Here is a 22,370-nt window from a genome sequence, read left to right on the forward strand (position 1 = left end):
AGCAGCCCCGGGGCTGCTCCTCTGGCAGGCAGATAGTCTGGTTTTTTGGGCAGATGTTGGATTGCGCAGGCCGGGGCGCTTACCGCTGGTTTTCCATGCTTTCGACGGGAGCAGGCAATTCTACGTTGGAGGTGTGGGGGAAAGCCAGAAAGCGGGTTACGCGAGGGGGCTCCGGCCCCACATGGAACTGTATTACCTGCTCCTGCACTGCCTGGTCCTCGCGGGTGAAGCGGTGGTGCTGCCGCTCATACTCCCCCCAGGTGGCCACGTAGTAGAACTCCGTGAGGCGGTCCGGCTGCGCCACATCAGTATAGAGGCCGGCGCGCAATGCCCCGTTGCGCAGGCGCAGGCGGGTAAGGGGTGCTACAGCTTCGTGGAAGGCTGATAGCAGAGCTTCTGGCACCTGGTATTCTACCATCACCACCACCGGCCCATCGTCGGCCCCGATAACGCCCGGTACCTCCGGGGCGGGCCCTACATCGGCGGGGTCCAGATTGAGGCCCTCGGCGGAGCGCATGGGAAAAGGCCAGGCCAGCGTTATACTCAGCAGCATCCAGAGGGCCGCCCCCAGCAAGGCAACCAGCAAGGAGGCACGGTCGGCCAGTTCCCCCCATGCCATGCTGCCCAGTGCCAGGCCGGCCTGAAATACCAGCATATAGATGCTCACGACCCGGGCCTGCACCCACCGGGGTACGTGTAGCTGCACCGTAGTGCTAAAGCTCGTCATCACCATCAGCCACGCTACCCCCGATAGAAACATCACCGGAAACAGGCCTATTTCGGTGGGTATCAGGGCCAGCCCCAGGTTGGTGCCCACGAACACGCCGGAGCCCAGTAGCACCCGTTGGTTGTAGGTAAGTTTCTGGCCAGCCCGGCCCATCAGAACAGCTCCCACAATGGCCCCGGCTCCCAGCCACGAAACTAGTACCCCGTAAGACCCGGAGCTCAGGTGCAGCCGCCGGGCCGCCACCACCGACAGCAGTGCCCACATGGCACTGGCGCCAAAGGCAAACGCAAAGGTGCGCACCAGCACGGCGTAAATAGCGGGCGAGTATTGCACGTAGCGCAGGCCGGTACGCAGAGCCCCGGCGAAATCCTCGGCTGGCCCCCGGGTTTGGCCGGGGCGGTAGGGCCAGCGGCGAACCACCCACCACGTACCTACGAAGGAAACCCCGTTGAGCAGAAACACATACCCTGGCGAGTAGTGCGCAATAATTAGCCCGCCCAGGGCTGGCCCAATGGCCCGGGCAATGTTGTTGCTAACGCCATTGAGGGTAATGGCAAAGGGCAGCACCGGGCGCGGCACCAGCTCCACCGTCACGGTTTGCCAGATGGGCATATTCACGGCGGCCCCTATTCCCAGCAGAAACGTGAGGCCCAATACGCTCAGGGCCGATACCTGCCCGGCCAGCGTGAGCCCTCCCAGCGCCAAAGCCACCACCGCCATAAAAGCCTGCGTGAACAGCAGCAGCCGGCGCCGGTCTACCAGGTCGCCGAGGGCTCCCGCCGGCAGGCTGAGCATAAAGGCCGGCAGGCTGGTGGCAGTCTGCATCAAGGCTACCAGCAAGGCCGAGGTGGTAAGGGTAGTCACCAGCCATACCCCGGCCACGTTCTGCATCCAGGTGCCAATATTGGATACCACGGAGGCAATCCAGATGGCCCGGAAAACGGGAAACAGAAACGGCGTACGCAGGGAGGGCACAACCGATTCCGGCGCAGTGGTAGGAGCAGGCATGGCAGGCAGTATAATTACCACATAACCGGGTGGCCAGGTCCGGGGTTACGCCATCTGGCCGGGGCGGGGCCATCAATAAAAAACCGCCGCTTCCCCTGACAGGAAGCGGCGGTTGATAAAGTGCCGAAAAGGAACGCCAGACTACTTTTTGAGGGTACGTACGGGTACACCTACTTTCACACTGGGGCTCAGGACGCGGTTACGCTTTTTCTTCTGGGCTTTCACCCGTAGCCGCCAGCGCTTATACACGCCCAGCTTCTTCATTTTGTGGCGGCTATTGCCCCGGTAAGCTTTATAGTTGGGGCGACCCCGCTTGTAGGACTTCCGGAACAGAGAGGTTCCGCTTACCATTTCGATGCCAGCCGGGCTGGCAGTAGTAGCCGTGCGGGCCACAACCACCTCGGGTTCCAGCAACATCACAAGGGCTAATAGAAACAAGAGTAGTTTTTTGAACATAAGACAGAAAACAGAGGTGGTGAATGGAAACTCTTACCTAAGACCCAGACAGTTGATTATTCAGCCATCTTACTAATAGTGAAGATATAGCAAACCAAACCACTAAAAAAATTCATATTTTCGTGAATATTTTGCACATCCAATATTCCAAATAAATAACTGTACTTATCCTAGAAAATTACGTGTACCTACTCAATAAATATCTACTTCGTTAAATATTTTGTTTCCTATGTACTACTCCGCTCCAATCAGCACAGCACAAAAAAACCTCTGCCCTCATTGAGCAAAGGTTTATAACAAAGCCCCAACCTGCCCGACAACACGAACACCTGTAGCCGATGCAGCCATCGGCGGTTACATGCAGCACTTTGCTGCCAGGCCGCTAAGAAGAGTGTACTTATGCACTTACATGGCGCGGGAGCAGAGCCAGCGTACAGCCTCGCCCTCGTCGGTAAACTGATTGAGGGAGCAGTAGTCGCCGTGCGTATATGGCAGGGCGGGCAGGCTTTCATCCTGCACGTCGTCGGCCTGGTAGGGCGCAATAAGAAAGGCCAGATACACATGCCCCCCCAAATGCTGCCGCAGCCGGGGGTAAAACTCCGAAGTAAGCCAGTGTACATCCCGGGAATCTACCTGAATGCGGCGGCGCGAATCGATCAGCCAGCGGCGGCAGGACTCGCAGCCGCCCGCGTAGCGGAGTAGCTCCTGGTAGCCGTAACGGAGTTCCTCGGAAGAAGTAGGCCGCGTCCAGCGCGCGGTTACAATGCCCAGGTCGGGGCGGTGCGTCAGGTGCAGAAAATCAGCAAGGGTGGTTGAAGTCATGCAGACGTTGCTTAGGGCAAATCAGCGAAGGGCCTCCCCCGATACGGAGCCCGGCTGGTTTACGTTGGCGAACCGGTAAAAGCCATTGACGACGCTCGGCTGGTTTATGCTAGGGCCGGGCGGGAGGCGTCGGTGGAGCGGGCGTTTCCACCGGCCGGATGTCGTAGCGACGATTAAACTCGGCAACGGCGGCTGAACCTACGTTGCGCTTGGTCACCACAATCATCACGCCCTCGGCCGCCTCAGCCCCAAAAATGCGGGTGGCATCGGGCCCCTTCACTACGTTCACGCTGGCAATGGTGCGGCGGTTGAGCTGGTTGATGGCCTGTTGGCTGGAGGGCTGCCCATCCAGAAAGTACAGGCTAGGGCCACTGCCCTGGGCGGGCGCGGGGGGCGTGGTTTGGGCGTTGGCGGTGGGGGCAGCCAGCCCCAGCAACAGCAGCAGGCTGGTACCAAAGGCAGTAGAGCGGAAGGAAGAAAGCATACGCATAGGCCTTACACCCCGCAAAAGCAGTGCCGCAAGCGGCGAGTCAGGCCCGGCTTGCGGCACAAATCTTAACAGAAAACCTATTGCTTGTCTTTAGTCAGCACGAAAATCAGGCCGTTACGACCTGCTTCGCCGTATTGTTCCAGAGGTGTATCGGACAGTGAAAAGGCCGAAACTGTCCCGGCGGGTAAAGCGCGCAGCTGCTCGGCCGTGGCAACCTTTTTATTGATCATAATCAAGCGGCCACCTATTTCTGCCTCCGTTAATCCTAACCCATCAACCAGCTTTTGATAATACGTCCGGGTCAAGCCGGACACGGTTGGGACTTACAAGGGCCGGACACTGTACTTCTCCATGAAGGCTTTAACTGCCGGGTTATTCTTGCCTTCAGTCGTCACGATTAATGCAATACCGTCATCCAGCTTGCTACCAAAATCCCGCCGCAACGCAATTAAATCGGCTCCTTGGCTCTGCTTGCCACTTTTGAAAATATACATTTCCCCGATACTGGTATTAGCTCCCAGCGCTTCTTCCCGGGACACAGGCCGGCCATCCACTATAAATGTGAGCTTACTCAAGCCAGGATATGCCCGCTGGGTGGTAGTGGCAGCAGGTTGCGGTAGCTCAGCCTGCTTGGGCGTGGCGCAACCCACAGCCAGCCCCGTTAGCAGGGCAAAGCCAGCCGCGTAACGCAGCAGTTGCCGCCGGCCAGAAGGATGGGAGTTCATCATACGAATACGATTTTTGAGGGGAACGAAGGAGAAGGATGTGGCTAATGCCGAAGCTGGAGCCAGTGTGCTGAGCCGGACCAGGCTGTACTGATAGTGCTTGGGCGCCAGTTGGCTTTCGTGCAGCACGGCGGCGTCGGCAATGAACTCCAGGTTTTCCTGAGCGGCCCGCAGCCACAGCCACGTCCCAGGACTGGCCCAGGCCAACACCCGATGCAGATGCCCCAGCAACACATCCAGCGTGTGGGCCTGGCGCACGTGCACTTGCTCATGCAACAGGATAATAGGCAACTCGGCCGGCGCGTGGTGGGCCGGGTTAAGGTAAATAGCGCGTCCAAACGAAAACGGACTCACCTCCCCCGCTACCGCCCGAAACCGCACACCCGCCGCCTCCGCGGGCCGGGAAGCCCGGTGCAGCCGCCATAATGCGGCACCCTGCACCAACAGCTTCAGCAGCCACCCGGCCGCACCCAGGCCGTAAGCAGTTAGTAGCCACCTGCCATAATCGGGGCCGGGGGCAGCCGGAGCCGCGCCGACAGCATTTACCCAGTTGGGCACCATAACTGGCAGCGGAGCCGCCGGGGCCAGGGCAGGGCGCAGCCAGCCCAGATCCAGAACCGGGTAAAGTGCCGCCAGTCCCAGCGCCGCCAGCAGATATCCGCGGTTGAGCTGGTGGAAGGTAAGGCGGCGCAACAGCCCGTAATACACCGCCAGCAGCAGCAGCAGCGCCACCTGCATCTGCAGCAGGTACAGCAGTAGCGCGGGCATCAGGGGCGGGACTTGCGGTTTTCAATCATGTCGATGATATCCTGCAGCTCCTCGGGGCTGATTTTCTGCTCTTGGGCGAAAAACGATACCAACTCCTTGTAGGAGTTGCGGAAATAGTCGCCGACGAAAGTACCCAGAAAACGCCGCCGGTATTCCTCAGCCGTCACGCTGGGCACAAACCGAAACGTATTGCCCAGCTTGCGGCTGCTCAGGTAGCCTTTACGCTCCAGGTTACGCACCGTAGAGGCCAGCGTGGTGTAAGGTGGGCGCGGCTCAGGCAATAGCTCCAGTACATCCTTAATGAAGCCGCCCCCCAGTTGCCAGAAGCCCCGCATGGCCTCCTCCTCGGGTTGAGTTAATCGTTCCATTTTGTTGTTACGAAATTTTCGTAATTCTACGAATAATTCATACTTATTGGTTATCAACGATAAATATTTTTATTCTAAAAAAAGAGGGGCCGCCTGCCTGATGCAGACGGCCTCTCACACCTTGACGCTCTTGTGTCAGCAGAGCCCTGGTTCGGTAGCTTTTGAATGGTGCCGAGACGCGCCAGTTCGTGCGTCTCTTCGTTGAACGACCGGAACGCCCCCCGCTGGCACACAACCTCAGTAACGAAGTAATGCGAAGTGGCGCGATTCTACACCGTTCCTACAAACACCTACTGACCTGAACAACAGGCAGACAGCTGCACCTTAGCACGCAGTGCCCGGCCCGACGGCTGAAATAGGCCGCCGGACCAGGACGATATACGCTACCAGATACGGGCCCGCTCGCTCTGGGCGCGCACCATTTTGCCCTGGTCCTTGCAGCCAAAAGCCTCATAGAACTCCGGCATGTTCATCAGGGGGCCGTTGGTGCGGTACTGGGCTGGGGAGTGAGGGTCGGTGAGCACCTGCTGGCGGATGTACTCGGGGCGGGCGTTGGTGCGCCACACCTGGGCCCAGGCCAGGAAGAAGCGCTGCTCCGGCGTGAAACCATCGTAGCGGGGCCGGGGCTGGCTGCCGTAGGTTTTCTCAAGCTGCTTTTCCAGGGCCGAGTAGGCCAGGGCGAGGCCGCCAAAGTCGGCCAGGTTTTCGCCCATGGTCAGCTTGCCGTTCACAAACACCGAATCCAGGGGCTGGAAGGCCGAGTACTGGGCCCCTACCATGTCGGCACGCTTCGTGAATTCGGCCGCATCTTCCTTGGTCCACCAGTCGCGCAGGTTGCCCTGGGCGTCCGACTGCCGGCCCCGGTCGTCGAAGCCGTGGGTGATTTCGTGGCCGATAACGGCGCCCATCCCGCCGTAGTTCACCGCGTCGTCGGCCTTGGGGTCGAAGAAGGGGGGCTGCATGATGCCGGCCGGAAATACAATTTCGTTGAGGGAGGAATTGTAGTAGGCATTCACTGTGGGCGGCGTCATGCCCCATACCGAGCGGTCAATCGGCTTGCCGTAGCGGCCCAGGTTATCCTTGGATTCCCACTCGCGGGCGGCCAGCACGTTTTTCAGGTACGATTCGCGGGAGATATTCAGGGCCGAGTAGTCCTTCCACTTGTCGGGGTAGCCGATTTTTACGGTAAAGGCATTGAGCTTCTTGAGGGCTTCCTCCTTGGTGGCCGGGCTCATCCACTCCAGGCCGCGGATATGCTCACCCATGGCCTCCTTGATGTTGGCCACCATCTGCTGGGCCTTTACCTTGGTTTCAGGCGAGAAGGCCTTGTCTACGTACAGTTGGCCGAAGGCTTCGCCCAAGGCGCCGTCGGTGGCGCGGAGCATGCGCTTCCAGCGGGGCTGCTGCTGCTTGGCTCCGCTTAGCACCTGCTGAAACCGAAACGACTCATCCCCGAACGACTGGGGCAATGCCGACATTACTGACGACGTGAGGTGCCAGCGCAGGTAGGTTTTCCAGTCCTGCAGGGGCTCCTGCTTGAGGGCGGTGCTGGCTTCCGCCAGGAACTCGGGCTGGCCCACAATCACCTCTTTAGCCGAGCTGAGGCCCAGGGCGGGCAGCATAACGGGCAGCCCCAGGTTGGGATATTTCTGGGCGGCTTCGGCCACCGTCATCTTGTTGTAGTTGGCGTAAGGGTCGCGCAGGGCTACGCGGTCCTTGCTGGCCCGGGCGAGCCGGGTTTCCAGGCGCAGCACCGTGGCAGCGTTTTTGGCGGCCGTGGCCGGACTTTCACCCAGCAGCTTAAAGGTGTTGGTGAGGTAGGTGGTGTAGGCCGTGCGGATGGCCTTGGAGCGGGCATCATCCTTCAGGTAATAGTCCCGGTCGGGCAGGCTGAGGCCGCCCTGGCTGAGGTAGAGGGCGTACTCGTCGCTCTTTTTGCGGTCCTGGTTTACACCCAGCCCGAACACCGAGCGGGTTTGCAGGCGCTGGGCGCGCACCAGCTCGGTTTGCAGCCCGCGCAAATCCTTTACCGCGTTGATGCGGTTGAGTTCGGGCTGCAAATACTTCAACCCCGCTTTGTCAATGGCCACCGAGTCCATGGCCGTGGCATAGTAGTCGCCTACTTTCTGCAGATTGGTACCCTTGGCGGCGGTTTTGTTGGCGGCCGAGGTTTCCAGAATCTGACGCATTACGGCCTCATTCTGGTTGATGAGCCCGTTCCAAGAGCTCCAGCGCGACTCGGCGGCCGGAATGGGGTTGTTTTTGAGCCAGGTACCGGATGCATACTGGAAGAAATCGTCGCAGGGGTTTACCGACGCATCGATGTTGGCAGGGTCGAGGCCGACGCCGGGCAGCACCGGGCCCAGCTGGGCCGTAGTCGAAGGCGAAGCCGAAGCCTCGGCGGTGGCCGCGGCCGGTGGGGTGGTAGCAGTGGTAGCGGGCGTACTGGCCGCGCAACCGGCCAGGGCCAGGCCGCCGGCGGTACCCAGGGAGAGCAGAAGGGTGCGTTGTGGGGTCATATGGATGGAAAATTGGTGGTTGTGGAAGATGGCATATTTTGTTCGTCATCCTGAGCTTGCGAAGGACCTTGTCACGTGCAGGCACCATTTCCCGCAGAGGATGCCGTGCATTTCGCGGAGGACCCAGAGCTGTTCTGGCGTGGTAAGGTCCTTCGTCGCCGCTTGATTCGCGGAATGCTCAGGATGACAGGTAGTTTCTTGTTGGGCATTCACTACCAAATTACGGCCCGCTCTGCTTCCGGGCGTACCATTTTCTGACCGGGTTGGCAGCCGAAGGCCTGGTAGAACTCGGGCATGTTCATTAAGGGACCAATGGTGCGGTACTGCCCGGGCGAGTGGGGGTCGGTGAGGATTTGCTGGCGCAGAGCCTGGGGACGGATGTTGGTACGACGCAGTTGGGCCCAGCTCAGGAAAAACCGCTGCTCAGGCGTGAAACCGTCGATGAGCGGGCGGTTACCTTTGCCGTACTGCTTATCAAGCTGCTTTTGCAGGGCGGCGTACACAATAGTGAGGCCGGCAAAATCGGCCAGGTTTTCGCCCATGGTCAGCTTGCCGTTTACGTGCACCGAGTCCAGGGGCGAAAAGGCATCGTACTGGCGGCCTACCACGGCGGCGCGCTTCGTGAATTCGGCCGCGTCGGCGGGCGTCCACCAGTCGCGCAGGTTGCCTTCCGAGTCGTACTGCCGCCCCGAGTCGTCGAAGCCGTGAGTCATTTCATGGCCCATCACGCCACCAATGGCCCCGTAGTTTACCGCATCGTCGGCTTCGGGGTCGAAGAAAGGGGGCTGCAGGTAGCCGGCCGGAAACACAATTTCGTTCATAGGCGGGCTGTAGTAGGCGTTGATGGTGGGCGGCGTCATGCTCCACTCGGTGCGGTCAATGGGGCCGCCAAACTTCTTCACGTTTTGCTGGTAAGCCCACTGCCGGGCGGCCAGCACGTTTTTCAGGTACGACTCGCGCGAGATACGCAGCTGCGAGTAGTCCTTCCACTGGTCGGGGTAGCCTATTTTCACGCGCAACGCGCTGAGCTTCTTCAGGGCCTCCTGCTTAGTGGCTTCGCTCATCCAGGTGTTGGTCTGGATGTGCTCAGCCATGGATTCGCGGATGTTGGCCAGCATATCCAGGGCCTTCTGCTTGGCCGCGGGCGAAAACGCCTGATCTACGTACAGCTGCCCGAAGGCCTCGCCCAGCGTACCATCGGTGGCGGCCAGCATGCGCTTCCAGCGGGTGGGCTGCTGGCGGGTACCACTCTGCACCTGCTGAAACCGGAAGGCCTCATCACTGAACGCCTGGGGCAGGGCCGATGGCACCGACGACACCAGCTGCCAGCTCAGGTAGGTTTTCAGATCCGCCAGCGGCTCCTGCTGCAACACGGCACTCACCTCTTTAAAGAAGTCCGGCTGGCCTACAATTACCTCTTGTGCTGCACCCAGTCCGTTTCGCTTCAGCAAAGCCGAAGGCTTCAGAAATGGAAACTGCTTATCGGCCTCGGCCACCGTCATCTTGTTATAGCTGGCGTAAGGGTCGCGCAGGGCTACGCGGTCCTTGCTGGCCCGGGCGAGCCGGGTTTCCAGGCGCAGCACCGTGGCGGCTTTAGCTGCGGCGGTAGCGTCGGCGTCGCCGAGCAGCTTAAACGTATTGGTGAGGTAGGTGGTGTAGGCCGTGCGGATGGCCTTGGAGCGGGCATCATCCTTGAGGTAATAGTCCCGGTCGGGCATACCCAGGCCGCCCTGGCTCATGCTCACGGCATACACTGAGCTGTTTTTGCGGTCGGGGCTCACGCCAGCCCGGAAGAACGCACCGGTACCCAGCGTTTGTTGACGGGCAATTTCCGCCTGCATCCCCGGCAGGTCTTTCACGGCGGCAATGCGCTGCAATTCCGGCTTCAAATAAGTCAGACCAGCTTTTTCCAACCCAACCGAGTCCATGCCCGAGGCGTAGAAATCACCTACTTTCTGACGGTTCGAGCCGGGGGCAGCGGCACGGTCGGCCGCCGCATCTTCCAGGATGCGGCGCAGCGTGGCCTGGGTCCGGTCGCCGAGCAGGTTGCGGGGGGCCCAGCTGCTGGCATAGGCCGGAATAGGGTTGTTACGCAGCCAGTTGCCCCCCGAAAACAGAAAGAAATCCTCGCAGGGCGACACTGAGCGGTCTACGTCCTGGGGGTTGATGCTGCGGCCCGGTACAGAGGCTACCGGGCGGGCAACGGATGTAGGAGTGGCGGTGGTAGTAGTGGCCGGCGGAGCGGTAGCGCAGCCGGCCAGGACCAGCAGCAGGGCAGCGGCCCCGGCCCGGGAGGGAGCAGAGAGGTAAATCATTCAGCGAAATACTGGTTAGGCTTCGCCTAAGGTCGCAGCCCGGCGCCAAAGGTTGCCAACACCGGCAGCAGCAGATCCAGAAAGCAGTTCGCCTGCCGGGTCAGGCCGGGTACGCACCACGCTGCTGATGCTGCAGCCAGCTAATGGCCTCACCTTCATCGGTAAATTGCGCCGACATAGGATGGCCGGCCGTGGGATGCACCAGAGTGGGAAAAGGCGGCGAATCCGTGAGGAGCTGATGAGGTGCCAGCAGAAACGCAATGCGGATTTCGGCTCCGAGCTTTTCCAGCGCCCGCCCTGGCACCTGCTGGTTGACCCAGGTAGTTATTTCAACCGAGGTCCGGAAGCGGCGGCGGGCATCCAGCAGCCAGAAACGACAGCCGTGGGCTTCATCAGCGGCCTTAAACAGCTGCACATAGTTCTGAATCACCTCCTCGGCCCGAATAATTTCCACCATCCAGCGCCCGACCAATATGTTCAGATCGGGGCGGTAGACAATGGTAAAATCAATCGTCGAAAAGTCAGTCATCAGGGCCAGTGCACGGGTTGGTATGCTCCCAAACGCAGCTCCAGAAGCGCGGGTTCTATATTCCGGTTTGCCGGGCACTACACGCTGGGCATAGTACCGAGCGAGGAGCTTACAGCCGGGACTTGGCGCGCGTATACTGGTCGGGCCAGGCCACTTCTACGCCCAACTCCCGAGCCGCGTGCAGCGGAAAATATGGGTCACGCAACGACTCCCGCCCCAGCAGTATTACGTCGGCCTGCCCAGTGGCCAGAATGTGCTCGGCCTGTTGGGCTGCCGTAATGAGGCCTACGGCACCGGTGGCCAGGCCGGTGCAGCGGCGTACCTGCTCGGCAAATGGCACCTGGTAGCCGGGACCAACGGGAATAGGGGCGGTGGCCACGTTGCCCCCGGTGGAGCAGTCGAGCAGGTCTACGCCGTTTTCTTTCAGCAGCAAGGCCAGACGCACGGTATCCTCGGCCGTCCAGCCGCCCTCCGTCCAATCGGTGGCCGATACGCGCACCCACAACGGCAGGTGCAGGGGCATTTCGGTCCGGATGGCCGCTACTACCTCCAGCAGCAGCCGAGCACGGTTTTCAAAAGAGCCGCCGTAGGCATCGGGGCGGTGGTTACTGAGGGGCGACAGAAACTGATGCAGCAGGTAGCCGTGGGCCGCGTGTATTTCCAGCACCTCGAACCCGGCCGCTACCGCCCGCCGGGCCGCCGCCCGGAAGGCCTCTGTCACCCGCAGAATACCGGCTTCGTCCAGGGCCAGCGGAGGCGTTTCATTGGGGGCGAAGGCCAGGGCCGAGGGAGCCACTGTGGACCAGCCACCCGCATCGGGGCCAAGCTGATGGCCGCCTTTCCAGGGGCTGGCGTGGCTGGCCTTGCGGCCGGCGTGGGCCAGTTGAATGCCCGGCACACACCCGTGGCTTTTCAGAAACTCCACCATCCGGCGCAGGCCCGGCAGGTGCTCCTCGTGCCAGATACCCAGGTCGTCGGGGGTAATGCGCCCTTCTGGGGCCACGGCCGTGGCTTCTAGCAGCAGAAGGCCTGCTCCGCCCACCGCCCGGGAGCCCACGTGCACCAGATGCCAGTCGTTGCTAAGCCCATCCTGCGCGCTGTACTGGCACATGGGCGAAATTACAATTCGGTTTTTGAGGGTAATGCCACGCTGGGTGAAGGGGGTGAAGAGCTGAGCCATTGGGTACGGTTTGACAGATGCCTAGTGCCTATTAGCCGTTTATAGCAGCCGATTTTTGCCCATTCCGGTATCGGACGGGAAGTTCTCATAACAAACACAGCGGCCAAAGTTTTACTGTCCCGGTACAGGTCTTGGCTGTTTCGGACAGTCGGTATCCAATCATACCCTACCCCCTCTCCTGCTATATGACCTAAGAACGGCTGCACCTGAGTGAACAGTTGGCCGAGGCTCGCCAGCTGGTGGAGTTCAACCAGGATGGCGAAAACCACAGAAAGGAGCACCTGATGAAGCTGTAGTGCTGCTGGGCCACGCTCTTGCTTTTGGGAAGCTCATTGTCACCCATGAGCCGTTTGTGATGAATACCGAACAGCAAACCGGGGAGGCGTACCACGACTATCAGGCCGGCACGTGTGGCCGTTGGGTAACCTGAAAACCAACCGAAGCCAGAAAGTTGAGTCCCGGGTAAGGTAAACCCACCCTTTCTGCGTCAGCCTAATGGGCGACGCATACAGCGGCCCTGCTGTTTCCATGACTCTACTCCTATCCTCCGTTTCTGACCAACAGATTGCGCACAATCTTTTCGTGTCGTATATTTGTAACCAAATTTGTTACGTATTCCAGCATGAACACCCGTTTCGCCGTGGCAACGCATATTCTGGCGTATCTGGCGCACGCCGAGGGCCAACCGGTTTCCTCGGAGGTGCTGGCCAGCAGCGCCGGTACGCACCCGGTGGTGGTACGGCGGCTGGTGAGCACCCTGCGCGAGGCTGGCCTAGTGCACAGCCAGCGCGGCGCCGGCGGGGGTGCTTTGCTGGCCCGCCCGGCCACGGAAATTTCGTTGCTGGATGTATTCCGGGCCATGCAGCAAACCGAGCCCGATTTGTTTCAGGTAAGCAGCACCAACCCCAATGCCCACTGCGACCTGGGCCGGGTAATGCAGGAAACCCTGGAAGGATTGTTCGGGCCGGCCATTGATGCTATGCGCACGGCGCTGGCGGCGGTATCGGTGGCGCAGGTAAAGCAGGAATTGGGCAAACACCTACCCCAAGGCTGCCCCGGCGCTTCGGGCTGAGTTTTTTTATTTTTTCGGAAATGTAACCAAATCGGTTACTATCTGTTTTTCACGCACTTCCATGGCCTGCTCGGGCAGCCGTGGTTTTTCCCCGACCGTTGGCGGCCCTGCGCAGCTGGCGGCCCAGCCGGATTAAGCCGGCCTACATATTCCATGAAAAAGCTAGTTGGCATGGGGCTGATTTTCTTTGTTGCAGCGGGCAGCTCCCTGTTTCCGCTGTGGCTCACGCCCACCGACACCCAGGCCGAAACCCTGGGGGCCACTCCTCCTCAGTTCCAGACGGTAGCCCACACCCCAGCCACGGCTGAGGCCCTGCCCGGGCAGCCAATTCCAGCGGGCCAGGTTGGCCGCGTGCACGAGGTATACTTTCACGAAGGCCAGCGGGTGCGGCAGGGCCAGGTACTGCTAAAGGTGCTGGAGCGCCTGCCCAGTGTGCAGCAACAGCAGCTGCAGGCCCGGCTACACCACCAGTTGCAGGCCCTGGCTACGCTGGAGCGCCGCTTGCCCGCAGCTACGGCACCCGAGTTGGCCGCCGCCCGCCGCCAACTAGCCGACACCCGCCAGCAGATGGCCCACTGCGTGCCCATGCTCAGCTTTGTGTACGTAACGGCCCCGGCCGATGGCATTATCACGGGCCCGACTGCTACCCTCGGCGACGCACTGCTGGCCCACACCCCGGTGGCCACCCTCACCCAAGAGCTCCCCGCAGATACCACACTACTACTTACCAGCGTTGAATAGCCTCCCGCGGAGGCCGTTCATCCGTTTTTTTCTGTTTTTGCTGCTACGCCCGTTATCATGGAACAGCTAATTCGTCATCAGGTAGAGCGTATGCTCCGCCGCAAGCGCCGCAACCCGGCCCTTGTACTCACTGCTACTTCCCGCCTGCAGGAAGATATTGGCCTGGATTCCATTGATCTGGTGGAGTTGGCCATCAACCTGGAGCACCGCTTCCACATCGAAATCAAGGACCCGGAAATGGAACAGATGCGCACTGTGCAGGACGTACTGGACTGTGTGGATCTGCACCTGAGCGACCTTATCATCGACTAGGCTTCCGGCGCGGTAGTAGTGAGCATCCGGGGACCCGGTAGTACCCTACCTCAGCCGGGCGCAGGGCTTATTATTAATAAGTGACCTGTTGCGCGGCCTGCAGCCAGGCCACTGCCTTCTCCTCATCCACAAACCGTTCCCCCACAAAGGGCTTATCCTGGAAGAAGCTGGCGGGCGGAAAGGCTGCATCGGCCTCCGCGTCACGCATAATAACGGGCACCAGCAAGTACGCCAGATAGGTGCGGCCGCCCAGCCGGGCCTGCAGGGTAGGCAGGAAGGAGGTAACCATCCAGGCCGCTCCCTCCCGGTCGGTATTGAAGCGGCGGCGCGCATCCAGCAGCCAGAAACGGCACTGGTGCTGAGCGGCTACCTCCAGCAGGTGCCGGTAACCCTGTTGCAGCTCGGCCAGTGTTACCAGGCGCATCCAGCGCACCAGCAGCACATCAAGGTCGGAACGGTACTGGATGTGGAGGTAATCCGGCGCGGGCAGGGGCATGGATACTACTGAACAAGGGAACTACTCAAAGGTAGGGGTTACGCTCAGTATTCAATGAGGCCTATACAGCCAGTTTTCGACGGAAATGCGGCTGGCTTCGTATAGTTGCGTATGATTCCGCTGATTGCCTACACGCCCCGCCTCACCCTGATAGCCGCCAGTCGGGCCCTGCTCACGGCTGAAATTTCCAAGCCACACTACTTTCCCCTGTTGCTGGGGGCTGAGCTACCGGCCCACTGGCCGCCCGGCGAATACGATGCCGATGCCCAGCAGTTTTTTCTGGAACAGCTTACGGCCGGTGGCCGCACAGCGGCTGGTTGGTACGGCTGGTACGCCATTCTACGGGCCGGGGCCGAGGCGCCCAAAAATGTGCTGGTGGGGGCCGGCGGGTTTCACGGCCCTCCCGTGGATGCCACAGTCGAAGTTGGGTTTTCAATTGCCAACGACTGGCATGGCCGGGGCCTGGGCGCCGAGCTGGTAGCCGGCCTGGTGCGCCACGCCGCCGATACGGAGCTGGTACGCTACCTCACAGCCCGCACTACTCCCACCAACGAGGCCGCCCGCCACACCCTGGAAGCCAACGGATTCAAGCGCATTTCCGATGCCCTTGATGCCGAAGGACGGCAGCTCTTCGGCCGCGACCTGACGCCCGCCGACAAAACTCCACCCAAGGTGAATGGGTGAATGGGCGGTGCTGAGTGTGGAGCTTTCGTCCTCGCTCTGCTCTATATGACAGCCCCAACATTCAGCACCGTCCACTACTATCCCGGGTACTGCGGATTGATTTTTACCAGTGCGTCGCGGAGGAGGCGGGCAACCAGGTAGGCTTTGTACCAGTTCTGGTCGGCCGGAACGATGTGCCAGGGACAGGTGGCGGGGCTGCAGTGGGCGAATACATCCTCGTACACTGCCGTATAGCGGCGCCACTGGCTAGCCTTGTGCGCATCCCCCGCCTCGTACTTCCACCGCTTGGCCGGGTCGGTGAGGCGTTCCTGCAGCCGCTCCTGCTGTTCCTCTTCCGAAACGTGGAGGTAGACTTTCAGGATAGTTGTACCAGCCTGCTGCAGAAGTTTCTCGAAGGCATTGATGGCCGTGAAGCGGCGGCGGGCCTCATCGGCAGTTACCAGCCCGTTTACCCGCGTAATCAGCACATCCTCGTAGTGGGAGCGGTTGAACACCTGCATCATTCCCCGGGCGGGGGTTTGCTGATGAACGCGCCAGAGGAAGTCGTGGGCTAGTTCCTGCTCCGTGGGCTCCTTGAAGGAATACACCTGCACCCCCTGCGGATTAATCCCGCTGAATACCCGCCGAATCAAACCATCCTTACCGCTGGCATCCATACCCTGCAGAAGTACCAGCACGCTGTGGCGGTTTTGGGCATACAAACGGTCTTGCAGGCCAATAAGCTCCTGGCGCAGTTTTTTCAGCTCCCGCAGTGTCGTACTCTTGTGATACTCGGCGGGGGCACGGGTAGGCAGCGTAGTCAGGTCGACGGTGGGCATGGGAATAGTGGAATTCAGTAAAAAATGTAACAGCTTTGCTCCGGTACCAACGCTCTACACGCTATGCTGCAAGGATTGCGCACTATTGTTTACCCCGTCGGCGACCTGCCCCGGGCCAAAGCCTGGTACAGCCAAGTGCTGGAGCAGGAGCCGTATTTCGATGAGCCGTTCTACGTGGGTTTTACGGTGGGCGGCTACGAGTTGGGCCTTGATCCGGATGGCCCCGTAGCCGGGCAATGCGGCCCGGTAACGTACTGGGGCGTACCCGACGCCGACGCAGCCTTTGCCCGGCTGCTGGCGCTGGGCGCCCACGCCCACGAAGCGGTGCAGGATGTGGGCGGCGGCGTCCGGCTGGGAACCGTACAGGACCCATTCGGCAATTTGCTGGGTGTTATCCAGAATCCTTATTTCCAGCTGCCCGTTACGCCCTAGCCCCGCTCCGGCTACCATGGAGAAGCGCTGGGCGCCAGCGTGGTAGCTTGCGCCCTTTTTTTATCTGGCCCGTTTGCCTATGCCCACGCCGTCCGGCGCCCCCCTCGCCTACCGCCCCGAGCTGCACGGCGTGCGGGCCATTGCCGTGTGGCTGGTAGTGGTGCAGCACTGGGCCGCACCGCCCGTGATGCTGGGCGAAATGGGCCGGCTGGTGTTTTTCGTGCTAAGCGGCTACCTGATTTCGGGTATTGTGTGGAAGCAGCAGGCCTACCCGGGCGCGCCGGGGCCTTGGGGCCGGCGGCTGGGCACGTTCTACCTGCGGCGGCTGCTGCGCATCATTCCGCCTTACTACTGCGCCCTGGCCCTGAGCGCGTTGCTACCCCTGGCCACTGTTCGGGAGCATCCGCTGTGGTTTCTGCTGCCGGCGGCCAACCAGCTGTTTTATCACCTGCAGCGCTGGGGTGAGGGGTGTGGCCACCTCTGGACCCTGGCCGTGGACGAGCAGTTTTACCTGCTGTGGCCGGCGCTGTTGGCCGTGGTAGGCCGGCGGGTGCGAGGGCTGGTGCTGGTGGCGGCCCTGGGTCTGGCGTTCCGGGTGGGCTGGAGCCTGCTGGTGACGCCGGGGTTTATGCTGCTTCTGCTGCCCGCCTCCCTCGATTTATTTGCGGCCGGCACCCTGCTCCGCCGGTTGGAAACGTCGACGGGAGGGCTGGACCGCTGGGCCCGGGGCCGCTACGTGCTGCTGGCCTGGGCCGTGTGGTGGGGGCTGTGGGGCTGGCTGCACCCGGTGCAGGGCGGTAACATCTGGATTGTGGTATTCCCGGCCGTAGGGGCCGTAGCGGCGTTTTTTACGCTGGCCTGGCTGTTAGGCCGGGCCGGGGCCGCCCGCCGGCTTGGCCTCACGCACCCGGCCTTGGTTTGGATGGGGCAGCGCAGCTTTGGGGTGTATCTCTACCATTTGTTGCTGCCGGTATTCTGGCAGCGGGTAGTATATACGCTCTGGCCGGCCGGCTCCGAATGGCGCGAAATTCTGCTGGGCCCGCTCCCTACTCTGCTTGTGCTCACGCCCTTGCTCATTGGCCTCAGCGCCGCTTCCTGGCATTTTATCGAAGGCCCTCTCGACCGGGTCAAGCGGCATCTGCGCTACGCCTGAGACCTCATAATGCGTAGCCTGCAGACTGCTTAACCAGCCATATTGCCATACCCTACTTTGCTACAGCTGCCCAAAAGCAGACATTCTGGCGCATTGTAATATAGTATTGAGCAGCTTACAGGTTGGTACGGGATTTGAAAATACCCGGGTACATCAGAAAGCAATTTGCTCATGGACTTAATCAGCAAAGATTTTATCCGTAGTCTCATGCCTCACCTTGACCTCATGAACACCATCGGGGGCGGGGTTGCGCAGGCAGCCATGCGGATTGATAAGCGCGAAAAAGGAGTATTGGTGCGCATTGCCGCTCCTTCGGTCACCTCCGAAAAATTCCACGTGGTGCTGAACGAGAACCTGCTGACGGTGTACGCAGAATTTCGCCACACGCCCACCGACGAACTAGCGGCTCCCCTGTTCAGCCGGGTATTACAGCTGCCGGCCGGCCTCGACCTCACCCGCATTGATGCGGTGTTTGAGGGTCAGGAACTGCAGGTACGCATCCCGTACCAGGCCAACGCTGAGCCCCGTGAAATTACTATCAAGCAGCGCTAACTCCGTAAGCTGCTCATAACGCCGGGACCGACCGGCCCATGTTTCACCTGCCACTGCTAGCCGCAGTGGCTTTTTTATTGCTTTTTCAGGGGTTGAACAGAGGCCACAGCAATACAAAAGCCAGCGCCAGTGCCACGTAAAACCAGCCCATTACCTGGCCCCGGTAGCGCCGGGGCAGGCGGTTACTCAACACCAGCACGGCCACTACCACCACCGCCAGATACAGCAGCAGAAACACCACGGCTTTTACCCAATTGCTTACAATGGTATTCTCGGGCTGCATCTGGTCGGGCATGCCTAGGCCGGAGGTGGCAAATTTCAGGGTGTAGTACGTGACCGTTTCAAACACTACAAACAGGCCCGCGCCCACCAGCAATGCCCCCGACCCGGAACGTGGTTGTATATCTGCCATGTGTGAAAAGGTACTGGGTATTAGGTAGTAAGTATTGGGACTGTCATGCTGAGCAGTGGAAAGGGCCTTCGGGGAATTGAACGGTACGTGTATGGACGACTAGCCCAAGCGTGAGAAGGTCCTTCGCGCTGCTCAGGATGACAGTCCCACTACCCACTACCCAGTACCTGATACTTATCCTTTTTTGCCCCGCACCTCCGCCGTGCGGGTCCGGATGTAAAGGTCTTCCACCTTGGTGCGGGCCCAGGGTGTGCGGCGCAGAAACGTAAGGCTGGACTTAATGCTGGGATTCACGGCGAAGCAATTGATGCGGATACGACGGTCCAGCTCCGGCCAGCCGTAGGCTGCCACCAGATACTCCAGAATCTGAGCCAGCGTAACACCGTGCAGTTCCCGGATCAGGTGGCCCGACTCGTCGCGGGCGTCCTGGGGCAAATTGGATTCAGTTGACATAGCTACAAGCAGGTGCGGCTGCAAAAGTGCAAAAAAGACGGGGGCTTCCGACGAAGGCCAGGCAGCTTTTCGGGCCCCTGGGGCACCAGAACCGTCTCGGGTTGCGTTACCTTTGGCAACTACCATCCTGCGTATGCCTGCTTCTGCCCGCACCCGTCGCCCTGCCGCTACCTCCCGCCCCTCCTGGCGGCGGATGCTGCCGCTGGCCTTGGTGTTGCTGCTATTGGCCGGGCTGCTGTGGTACGGCCGGCACCAGCGGCAGGTAAACCGCTACGCCCGCCGGGTCTACGCCACTCTTATTAGCCGCTACCTCACCGGCCACGAGAAAACGCCGCTGCTGGAGGGATACTCTGTGCATGGCATTGATGTATCGGCTTACCAGGGCCGCATCAACTGGCCGTTAGTGGCCAATCATCGGGTGCGGTTCGCCTTCATTAAAGCCACGGAAGGCGTTACCCTGCGCGACAACCGGTTTCAGCGCAATTGGCGCGGGGCCCGGGCCGCAGGTATCTACCGAGGGGCCTACCACTACTTTCAGCCTAACTATGATGCTACCCGGCAGGCTAACCTGTTCACCCGCACGGTGCCCCTGGCTCCCGGCGACCTGCCGCCGGTGCTGGATGTGGAGCACGCCGAGTTTCATGATGTGGCCCAGATGCGGCGCGGAGTAGCTACCTGGCTGCGGCTGGTGGAGCGCCACTACGGCGTACGGCCTATTCTGTACTCCAACTACAGCTTTTACAAGCGCCATCTGGCCGGCCATTTCGACGAATATCCGCTGTGGCTGGCGCACTACGAGGTAAGTCAGCCCAGCCTGCCCCGCGAAAAATGGATTATCTGGCAGCACTCCGATGAGGCGTACGTTCCGGGTATCCGGGGCACCGTTGATTTCAACGTATTCCAGGGCAATTTTCAGCGGCTGCTGGCCATGCGTATTCCGCCGCGGGGGCGGGGTACGGTTTCCAACTAACTCCCTACGCCTAGTGCGCACTCAACGTCATCTTACGTGGGCCGCAGCCCGACTACTCCTGCTGCTGCTCTGCCTGGCAATGGGGGCCTGCGTAACCGGACGCAGCCCCGCACCCTACACCGAATCAGGCATTGGTACTTACTATGCCGATAAGTTTGAGGGCCGGCCTACGGCCAGCGGCACTACCTACCGGAGCCGCCAACTCACGGCGGCGCACAAAACCCTACCATTTGGCACGGTAGTGCGCGTAACCAATCCGCGCAATGGCCGCTCCGTTGAGGTAACCATCACCGACCGGGGTCCGCACGTGAAAGGGCGCATCATTGATTTATCCAAGGAAGCAGCTCGCCGGATTGGTATTTTTGGCCAGGGCATGGCCCCCGTGGAGCTCCGCGTGGTGCGGGCAGCTCCCTCCCGTTAATAACATTGCCTGCGTATGCGTATCCGCAAAAAAGTACAATGGACTGTTCCGGCCGAGGCCGACCGGTTTACCCAACTCGGCGCCTTTGTAAAAGCTGCTGAAACCCAGGGCTGGAGCGAAGCCGAAATTCAGTTTGTGATGGATGAAGTGGTGGAGGCCCGCGACGAGGCCGAAGTGGCCCTCATCTTCCAGGATTACACCCAACCGGTGCGCCGCTAACGCACTTCGGCTGCTCCGGATTGTATACCAGAGCAGCCGAGGTAGCTGGACAGCAAAAAAGCAGCTGTCTATTTCTTCTTCATTTTCACCTTGCCCTTGCCGTTTTTGGCCAGCTGCATCAGGCTGTCCTGCTCGGCTTTCATGGCCATGGTGGTCAGGCGGCCGGTCAGAGACATGTAGTCGCCTTCCTTGAGGGTAGTGGTAGTACCGTCGGGCATAGTTACCACGCCGGCAGGGCTGATTTTGGTACCGTTGACCACGCTGGTTTCAGTGGCCAGTATTTCAGTGTGGGCGTCGCGCGTGACCATTACTTTACCATCTTTCACCAAGAAGCCATCCTTCATAGTGAGGCCAATGGGGGCGGCGGCCCGGGGCCTGGGCTGCGCGGGGCGGCGGGGCGGCATTTTGGTTTGTGCCTCAGCCGAGAGAGAAGCCAGGCCCGTAAGCAGTAGCGCAGCAGAGAGAGTAGGATACCATTTCATGCGAGTGGGATTGGGGGAATGAAAGGGGGGTTAAACATAAAACGCCCAGTGGCGCCTTCCAAAATACGGAACTGGCAGCGGTTTGGCCAGCTGGTTGGGCCGGTAACCCCTGACCGGCTGATTTCGTTTCAAAATAGCAGGCGCGGCAGCTTGCTCCACGCATCTTTCGCCGCCGCCGCCTCCTTCTTGTTTTTTCTCCAACCAACCGTCCGTGGACTACAAAGACTATTATAAAGCGCTGGGTGTTGAGAAAACGGCCAGCAAGGACCAGATTAAAAAAGCCTACCGCAAGCTGGCCCGGCAGTATCACCCCGATGTGAACCCCAACGACGCCGAGGCGGAGCGCAAGTTTAAGGAAATCAACGAAGCCAACGAGGTACTCAGCGACGACGAGAAGCGTCAGAAGTACGACCAGTTGGGTGCCGACTGGCAACGCTACCAGCAGGCTGGCGGCGGCCGGGGTAGTCAGCCGGGCGGGGGGTTCGATTGGAGCCAGTACGCCCAGCAGGGCGGATTTGGCGCTGGTTCCGACGATCCATTTGGCGGCGCCGACTTCTCGGATTTTTTCAGCTCGATATTTGGCGGCATGGGTGGCGGTGGGGGCAGCACCCGGCCCCGGGCCGGGCAGGATTACCAGGCCGAGCTGGAACTAACGCTGGAAGAGGCCTATCACGGCGGCCCCCGCACGCTCACTGTCAACGGCAAAAACCTGCGCATTACCATTCAGCCGGGTGTGGAGGATGGGCAGGTGATTCGGCTGCGCGACCAGGGTGGCCCCGGCCGCAACGGTGGCCCCGGCGGCTCGCTCTACATTACGCTCCGCATCCGACCCGACGCCCGCTTCTCGCGCGCCGGCCACGACCTGACCATGGACGTGCCGGTGAGCATTTATACGGCCCTGCTGGGCGGCGAGCAAACCGTGGAAACCCTCTCGGGCCCGGTTAAAATTACCATCAAGCCTGAAACGCCGAACGGCACCCGCCTGCGGCTGCGGGGCAAAGGCTTTCCGGTGTACCGCCAGGCCGGGCAGTTCGGCGACTTGTATCTGCGCCTGAGCCTTACACTGCCCACCCACCTCACCGACCAGGAGAAAGCCCTCTTCCAGCAACTAGCCAACCTTCGAAAATAGGTTGCTGGTTGCTAGTTGCTAGTTGTTGGTTGTTAGTTGCTGGTTCATGTATATAACCAACAACTAACAACCAACAACTAACAACTAACAACCAGCAACCAGCAACCAGCACCGGAC

General features: G+C 60.6%; 27 protein-coding genes. 11 read left to right on the forward strand and 16 right to left on the reverse strand.

The genetic code is table 11. From position 1 onward, the window contains the following. Nucleotides 1–79 precede the first annotated feature (79 nt). From EI290_RS14400 to EI290_RS14450, 11 genes are all read right to left on the reverse strand, one after another. Nucleotides 80–1,735: an MFS transporter gene (locus tag EI290_RS14400; RefSeq protein ID WP_125431736.1), complete on the reverse strand. Its 1,656-nt coding sequence runs from the start codon at nt 1,733–1,735 to the stop codon at nt 80–82. Between the two features lie 141 nt (nt 1,736–1,876). Next, nucleotides 1,877–2,155 (reverse strand): hypothetical protein, encoded by a 279-nt coding sequence (locus tag EI290_RS14405; RefSeq protein WP_221766267.1) that lies wholly within the window; start codon nt 2,153–2,155, stop codon nt 1,877–1,879. Between the two features lie 441 nt (nt 2,156–2,596). After that, a complete protein-coding gene (locus EI290_RS14410) occupies nt 2,597–3,013 on the reverse strand; it encodes a hypothetical protein (RefSeq protein WP_125431742.1) in 417 nt (138 codons plus the stop codon). Nucleotides 3,014–3,122: 109 nt separating this feature from the next. Then, nucleotides 3,123–3,497, reverse strand: a complete 375-nt coding sequence (locus EI290_RS14415; protein ID WP_185817003.1) for a hypothetical protein — start codon at nt 3,495–3,497, stop codon at nt 3,123–3,125. A gap of 83 nt (nt 3,498–3,580) precedes the next feature. After that, nucleotides 3,581–3,808 (reverse strand): hypothetical protein, encoded by a 228-nt coding sequence (locus EI290_RS14420; RefSeq protein WP_148103646.1) that lies wholly within the window; start codon nt 3,806–3,808, stop codon nt 3,581–3,583. Nucleotides 3,809–3,826: 18 nt separating this feature from the next. Beyond that, the gene (locus EI290_RS14425) at nt 3,827–4,996 is read right to left on the reverse strand and encodes a M56 family metallopeptidase (protein ID WP_125431750.1); all 1,170 of its coding nucleotides are present in this window, start codon (nt 4,994–4,996) and stop codon (nt 3,827–3,829) included. Then, nucleotides 4,996–5,364: a BlaI/MecI/CopY family transcriptional regulator gene (locus tag EI290_RS14430; protein ID WP_125431753.1), complete on the reverse strand. Its 369-nt coding sequence runs from the start codon at nt 5,362–5,364 to the stop codon at nt 4,996–4,998. The genes EI290_RS14425 and EI290_RS14430 overlap by 1 nt, the downstream gene beginning before the upstream one ends. Nucleotides 5,365–5,747: 383 nt before the next feature. Next, on the reverse strand, nt 5,748–7,883 hold the full coding sequence (locus tag EI290_RS14435) for a M13 family metallopeptidase (protein ID WP_125431756.1): 2,136 nt from the start codon (nt 7,881–7,883) through the stop codon (nt 5,748–5,750). A 212-nt stretch (nt 7,884–8,095) separates the two neighbouring features. Then, a complete protein-coding gene (locus EI290_RS14440; protein ID WP_125431759.1) occupies nt 8,096–10,198 on the reverse strand; it encodes a M13 family metallopeptidase in 2,103 nt (700 codons plus the stop codon). A 100-nt stretch (nt 10,199–10,298) separates the two neighbouring features. Next, nucleotides 10,299–10,727 carry a hypothetical protein gene (locus EI290_RS14445; RefSeq protein ID WP_125431762.1) on the reverse strand — a complete coding sequence of 143 codons (429 nt, stop codon included), beginning with the start codon at nt 10,725–10,727 and terminating at the stop codon, nt 10,299–10,301. Nucleotides 10,728–10,836: 109 nt separating this feature from the next. After that, on the reverse strand, nt 10,837–11,907 hold the full coding sequence (locus EI290_RS14450) for an NADH:flavin oxidoreductase/NADH oxidase (protein WP_125431765.1): 1,071 nt from the start codon (nt 11,905–11,907) through the stop codon (nt 10,837–10,839). A 622-nt stretch (nt 11,908–12,529) separates the two neighbouring features. Between EI290_RS14450 and EI290_RS14460 the strand changes: the two genes are divergently transcribed. The 3 genes from EI290_RS14460 to EI290_RS14470 all read left to right on the forward strand — a co-directional run bounded on the left by EI290_RS14460 (nt 12,530) and on the right by EI290_RS14470 (nt 14,032). Further along, nucleotides 12,530–12,979, forward strand: a complete 450-nt coding sequence (locus tag EI290_RS14460; protein ID WP_125431771.1) for an Rrf2 family transcriptional regulator — start codon at nt 12,530–12,532, stop codon at nt 12,977–12,979. A gap of 153 nt (nt 12,980–13,132) precedes the next feature. Then, the gene (locus tag EI290_RS14465) at nt 13,133–13,720 is read left to right on the forward strand and encodes an RND family efflux transporter (RefSeq protein WP_125431774.1); all 588 of its coding nucleotides are present in this window, start codon (nt 13,133–13,135) and stop codon (nt 13,718–13,720) included. A gap of 57 nt (nt 13,721–13,777) precedes the next feature. After that, nucleotides 13,778–14,032 (forward strand): phosphopantetheine-binding protein, encoded by a 255-nt coding sequence (locus tag EI290_RS14470; RefSeq protein WP_125431777.1) that lies wholly within the window; start codon nt 13,778–13,780, stop codon nt 14,030–14,032. A gap of 73 nt (nt 14,033–14,105) precedes the next feature. On the opposite strand, the gene EI290_RS14475 is transcribed toward EI290_RS14470, so the two are convergent. Beyond that, on the reverse strand, nt 14,106–14,528 hold the full coding sequence (locus tag EI290_RS14475) for a hypothetical protein (protein WP_125431780.1): 423 nt from the start codon (nt 14,526–14,528) through the stop codon (nt 14,106–14,108). 111 nt (nt 14,529–14,639) lie between these two features. On the opposite strand from EI290_RS14475, the gene EI290_RS14480 reads away from it, so the two are divergent. After that, nucleotides 14,640–15,212, forward strand: a complete 573-nt coding sequence (locus EI290_RS14480; protein ID WP_125431783.1) for a GNAT family N-acetyltransferase — start codon at nt 14,640–14,642, stop codon at nt 15,210–15,212. Between the two features lie 77 nt (nt 15,213–15,289). Here EI290_RS14480 and EI290_RS14485 read toward each other — a convergent pair whose 3' ends face one another. After that, a complete protein-coding gene (locus EI290_RS14485) occupies nt 15,290–16,030 on the reverse strand; it encodes a PPK2 family polyphosphate kinase (protein ID WP_125431786.1) in 741 nt (246 codons plus the stop codon). Between the two features lie 75 nt (nt 16,031–16,105). On the opposite strand from EI290_RS14485, the gene EI290_RS14490 reads away from it, so the two are divergent. The 3 genes from EI290_RS14490 to EI290_RS14500 all read left to right on the forward strand — a co-directional run bounded on the left by EI290_RS14490 (nt 16,106) and on the right by EI290_RS14500 (nt 18,167). Further along, a complete protein-coding gene (locus tag EI290_RS14490; protein WP_246008958.1) occupies nt 16,106–16,462 on the forward strand; it encodes a VOC family protein in 357 nt (118 codons plus the stop codon). 79 nt (nt 16,463–16,541) lie between these two features. Then, nucleotides 16,542–17,615 (forward strand): acyltransferase family protein, encoded by a 1,074-nt coding sequence (locus tag EI290_RS14495; protein ID WP_125431792.1) that lies wholly within the window; start codon nt 16,542–16,544, stop codon nt 17,613–17,615. Nucleotides 17,616–17,822: 207 nt separating this feature from the next. Beyond that, a complete protein-coding gene (locus EI290_RS14500) occupies nt 17,823–18,167 on the forward strand; it encodes an Hsp20/alpha crystallin family protein (protein WP_185817004.1) in 345 nt (114 codons plus the stop codon). Between the two features lie 85 nt (nt 18,168–18,252). On the opposite strand, the gene EI290_RS14505 is transcribed toward EI290_RS14500, so the two are convergent. Beyond that, complete coding sequence (locus EI290_RS14505; protein ID WP_125431798.1) at nt 18,253–18,579, reverse strand: hypothetical protein; 327 nt, start codon at nt 18,577–18,579, stop codon at nt 18,253–18,255. A gap of 174 nt (nt 18,580–18,753) precedes the next feature. Next, nucleotides 18,754–19,032 carry a VF530 family protein gene (locus EI290_RS14510; protein ID WP_125431801.1) on the reverse strand — a complete coding sequence of 93 codons (279 nt, stop codon included), beginning with the start codon at nt 19,030–19,032 and terminating at the stop codon, nt 18,754–18,756. Nucleotides 19,033–19,165: 133 nt separating this feature from the next. Here EI290_RS14510 and EI290_RS14515 point away from each other — a divergent pair, with 133 nt between their 5' ends. The 3 genes from EI290_RS14515 to EI290_RS14525 are packed head-to-tail and all read left to right on the forward strand — an operon-like array spanning nt 19,166 to nt 20,642. Continuing rightward, complete coding sequence (locus EI290_RS14515; protein ID WP_125431804.1) at nt 19,166–20,002, forward strand: glycoside hydrolase family 25 protein; 837 nt, start codon at nt 19,166–19,168, stop codon at nt 20,000–20,002. 13 nt (nt 20,003–20,015) lie between these two features. After that, nucleotides 20,016–20,423 carry a septal ring lytic transglycosylase RlpA family protein gene (locus EI290_RS14520; RefSeq protein ID WP_246008959.1) on the forward strand — a complete coding sequence of 136 codons (408 nt, stop codon included), beginning with the start codon at nt 20,016–20,018 and terminating at the stop codon, nt 20,421–20,423. Between the two features lie 15 nt (nt 20,424–20,438). Continuing rightward, a complete protein-coding gene (locus EI290_RS14525) occupies nt 20,439–20,642 on the forward strand; it encodes a hypothetical protein (RefSeq protein WP_125431807.1) in 204 nt (67 codons plus the stop codon). Nucleotides 20,643–20,710: 68 nt separating this feature from the next. Here EI290_RS14525 and EI290_RS14530 read toward each other — a convergent pair whose 3' ends face one another. Continuing rightward, nucleotides 20,711–21,124 (reverse strand): DUF6799 domain-containing protein, encoded by a 414-nt coding sequence (locus tag EI290_RS14530; RefSeq protein WP_125431810.1) that lies wholly within the window; start codon nt 21,122–21,124, stop codon nt 20,711–20,713. A 211-nt stretch (nt 21,125–21,335) separates the two neighbouring features. Between EI290_RS14530 and EI290_RS14535 the strand changes: the two genes are divergently transcribed. Beyond that, on the forward strand, nt 21,336–22,253 hold the full coding sequence (locus EI290_RS14535; RefSeq protein WP_125431813.1) for a DnaJ C-terminal domain-containing protein: 918 nt from the start codon (nt 21,336–21,338) through the stop codon (nt 22,251–22,253). Nucleotides 22,254–22,370 lie beyond the last annotated feature (117 nt).

Origin of the sequence: Hymenobacter metallilatus, from assembly GCF_003944705.1 — a bacterium.
In the GTDB taxonomy this organism is placed as follows: domain Bacteria; phylum Bacteroidota; class Bacteroidia; order Cytophagales; family Hymenobacteraceae; genus Hymenobacter; species Hymenobacter metallilatus.

Excerpts from the sequence above, each read along its gene's own strand:
- EI290_RS14400 (WP_125431736.1), bottom strand. The coding sequence starts at position 1,735 with ATGCCTGCTCCTACCACTGCGCCGGAATCGGTTGTGCCCTCCCTGCGT.
- EI290_RS14410 (WP_125431742.1), bottom strand. The coding sequence starts at position 3,013 with ATGACTTCAACCACCCTTGCTGATTTTCTGCACCTGACGCACCGCCCC.
- EI290_RS14415 (WP_185817003.1), bottom strand. The coding sequence starts at position 3,497 with ATGCTTTCTTCCTTCCGCTCTACTGCCTTTGGTACCAGCCTGCTGCTG.
- EI290_RS14425 (WP_125431750.1), bottom strand. The coding sequence starts at position 4,996 with ATGCCCGCGCTACTGCTGTACCTGCTGCAGATGCAGGTGGCGCTGCTG.
- EI290_RS14430 (WP_125431753.1), bottom strand. The coding sequence starts at position 5,364 with ATGGAACGATTAACTCAACCCGAGGAGGAGGCCATGCGGGGCTTCTGG.
- EI290_RS14435 (WP_125431756.1), bottom strand. The coding sequence starts at position 7,883 with ATGACCCCACAACGCACCCTTCTGCTCTCCCTGGGTACCGCCGGCGGC.
- EI290_RS14440 (WP_125431759.1), bottom strand. The coding sequence starts at position 10,198 with ATGATTTACCTCTCTGCTCCCTCCCGGGCCGGGGCCGCTGCCCTGCTG.
- EI290_RS14445 (WP_125431762.1), bottom strand. The coding sequence starts at position 10,727 with ATGACTGACTTTTCGACGATTGATTTTACCATTGTCTACCGCCCCGAT.
- EI290_RS14450 (WP_125431765.1), bottom strand. The coding sequence starts at position 11,907 with ATGGCTCAGCTCTTCACCCCCTTCACCCAGCGTGGCATTACCCTCAAA.
- EI290_RS14460 (WP_125431771.1), top strand. The coding sequence starts at position 12,530 with ATGAACACCCGTTTCGCCGTGGCAACGCATATTCTGGCGTATCTGGCG.
- EI290_RS14465 (WP_125431774.1), top strand. The coding sequence starts at position 13,133 with ATGAAAAAGCTAGTTGGCATGGGGCTGATTTTCTTTGTTGCAGCGGGC.
- EI290_RS14470 (WP_125431777.1), top strand. The coding sequence starts at position 13,778 with ATGGAACAGCTAATTCGTCATCAGGTAGAGCGTATGCTCCGCCGCAAG.
- EI290_RS14475 (WP_125431780.1), bottom strand. The coding sequence starts at position 14,528 with ATGCCCCTGCCCGCGCCGGATTACCTCCACATCCAGTACCGTTCCGAC.
- EI290_RS14480 (WP_125431783.1), top strand. The coding sequence starts at position 14,640 with ATGATTCCGCTGATTGCCTACACGCCCCGCCTCACCCTGATAGCCGCC.
- EI290_RS14485 (WP_125431786.1), bottom strand. The coding sequence starts at position 16,030 with ATGCCCACCGTCGACCTGACTACGCTGCCTACCCGTGCCCCCGCCGAG.
- EI290_RS14495 (WP_125431792.1), top strand. The coding sequence starts at position 16,542 with ATGCCCACGCCGTCCGGCGCCCCCCTCGCCTACCGCCCCGAGCTGCAC.
- EI290_RS14500 (WP_185817004.1), top strand. The coding sequence starts at position 17,823 with ATGCCTCACCTTGACCTCATGAACACCATCGGGGGCGGGGTTGCGCAG.
- EI290_RS14505 (WP_125431798.1), bottom strand. The coding sequence starts at position 18,579 with ATGGCAGATATACAACCACGTTCCGGGTCGGGGGCATTGCTGGTGGGC.
- EI290_RS14510 (WP_125431801.1), bottom strand. The coding sequence starts at position 19,032 with ATGTCAACTGAATCCAATTTGCCCCAGGACGCCCGCGACGAGTCGGGC.
- EI290_RS14515 (WP_125431804.1), top strand. The coding sequence starts at position 19,166 with ATGCCTGCTTCTGCCCGCACCCGTCGCCCTGCCGCTACCTCCCGCCCC.
- EI290_RS14525 (WP_125431807.1), top strand. The coding sequence starts at position 20,439 with ATGCGTATCCGCAAAAAAGTACAATGGACTGTTCCGGCCGAGGCCGAC.
- EI290_RS14530 (WP_125431810.1), bottom strand. The coding sequence starts at position 21,124 with ATGAAATGGTATCCTACTCTCTCTGCTGCGCTACTGCTTACGGGCCTG.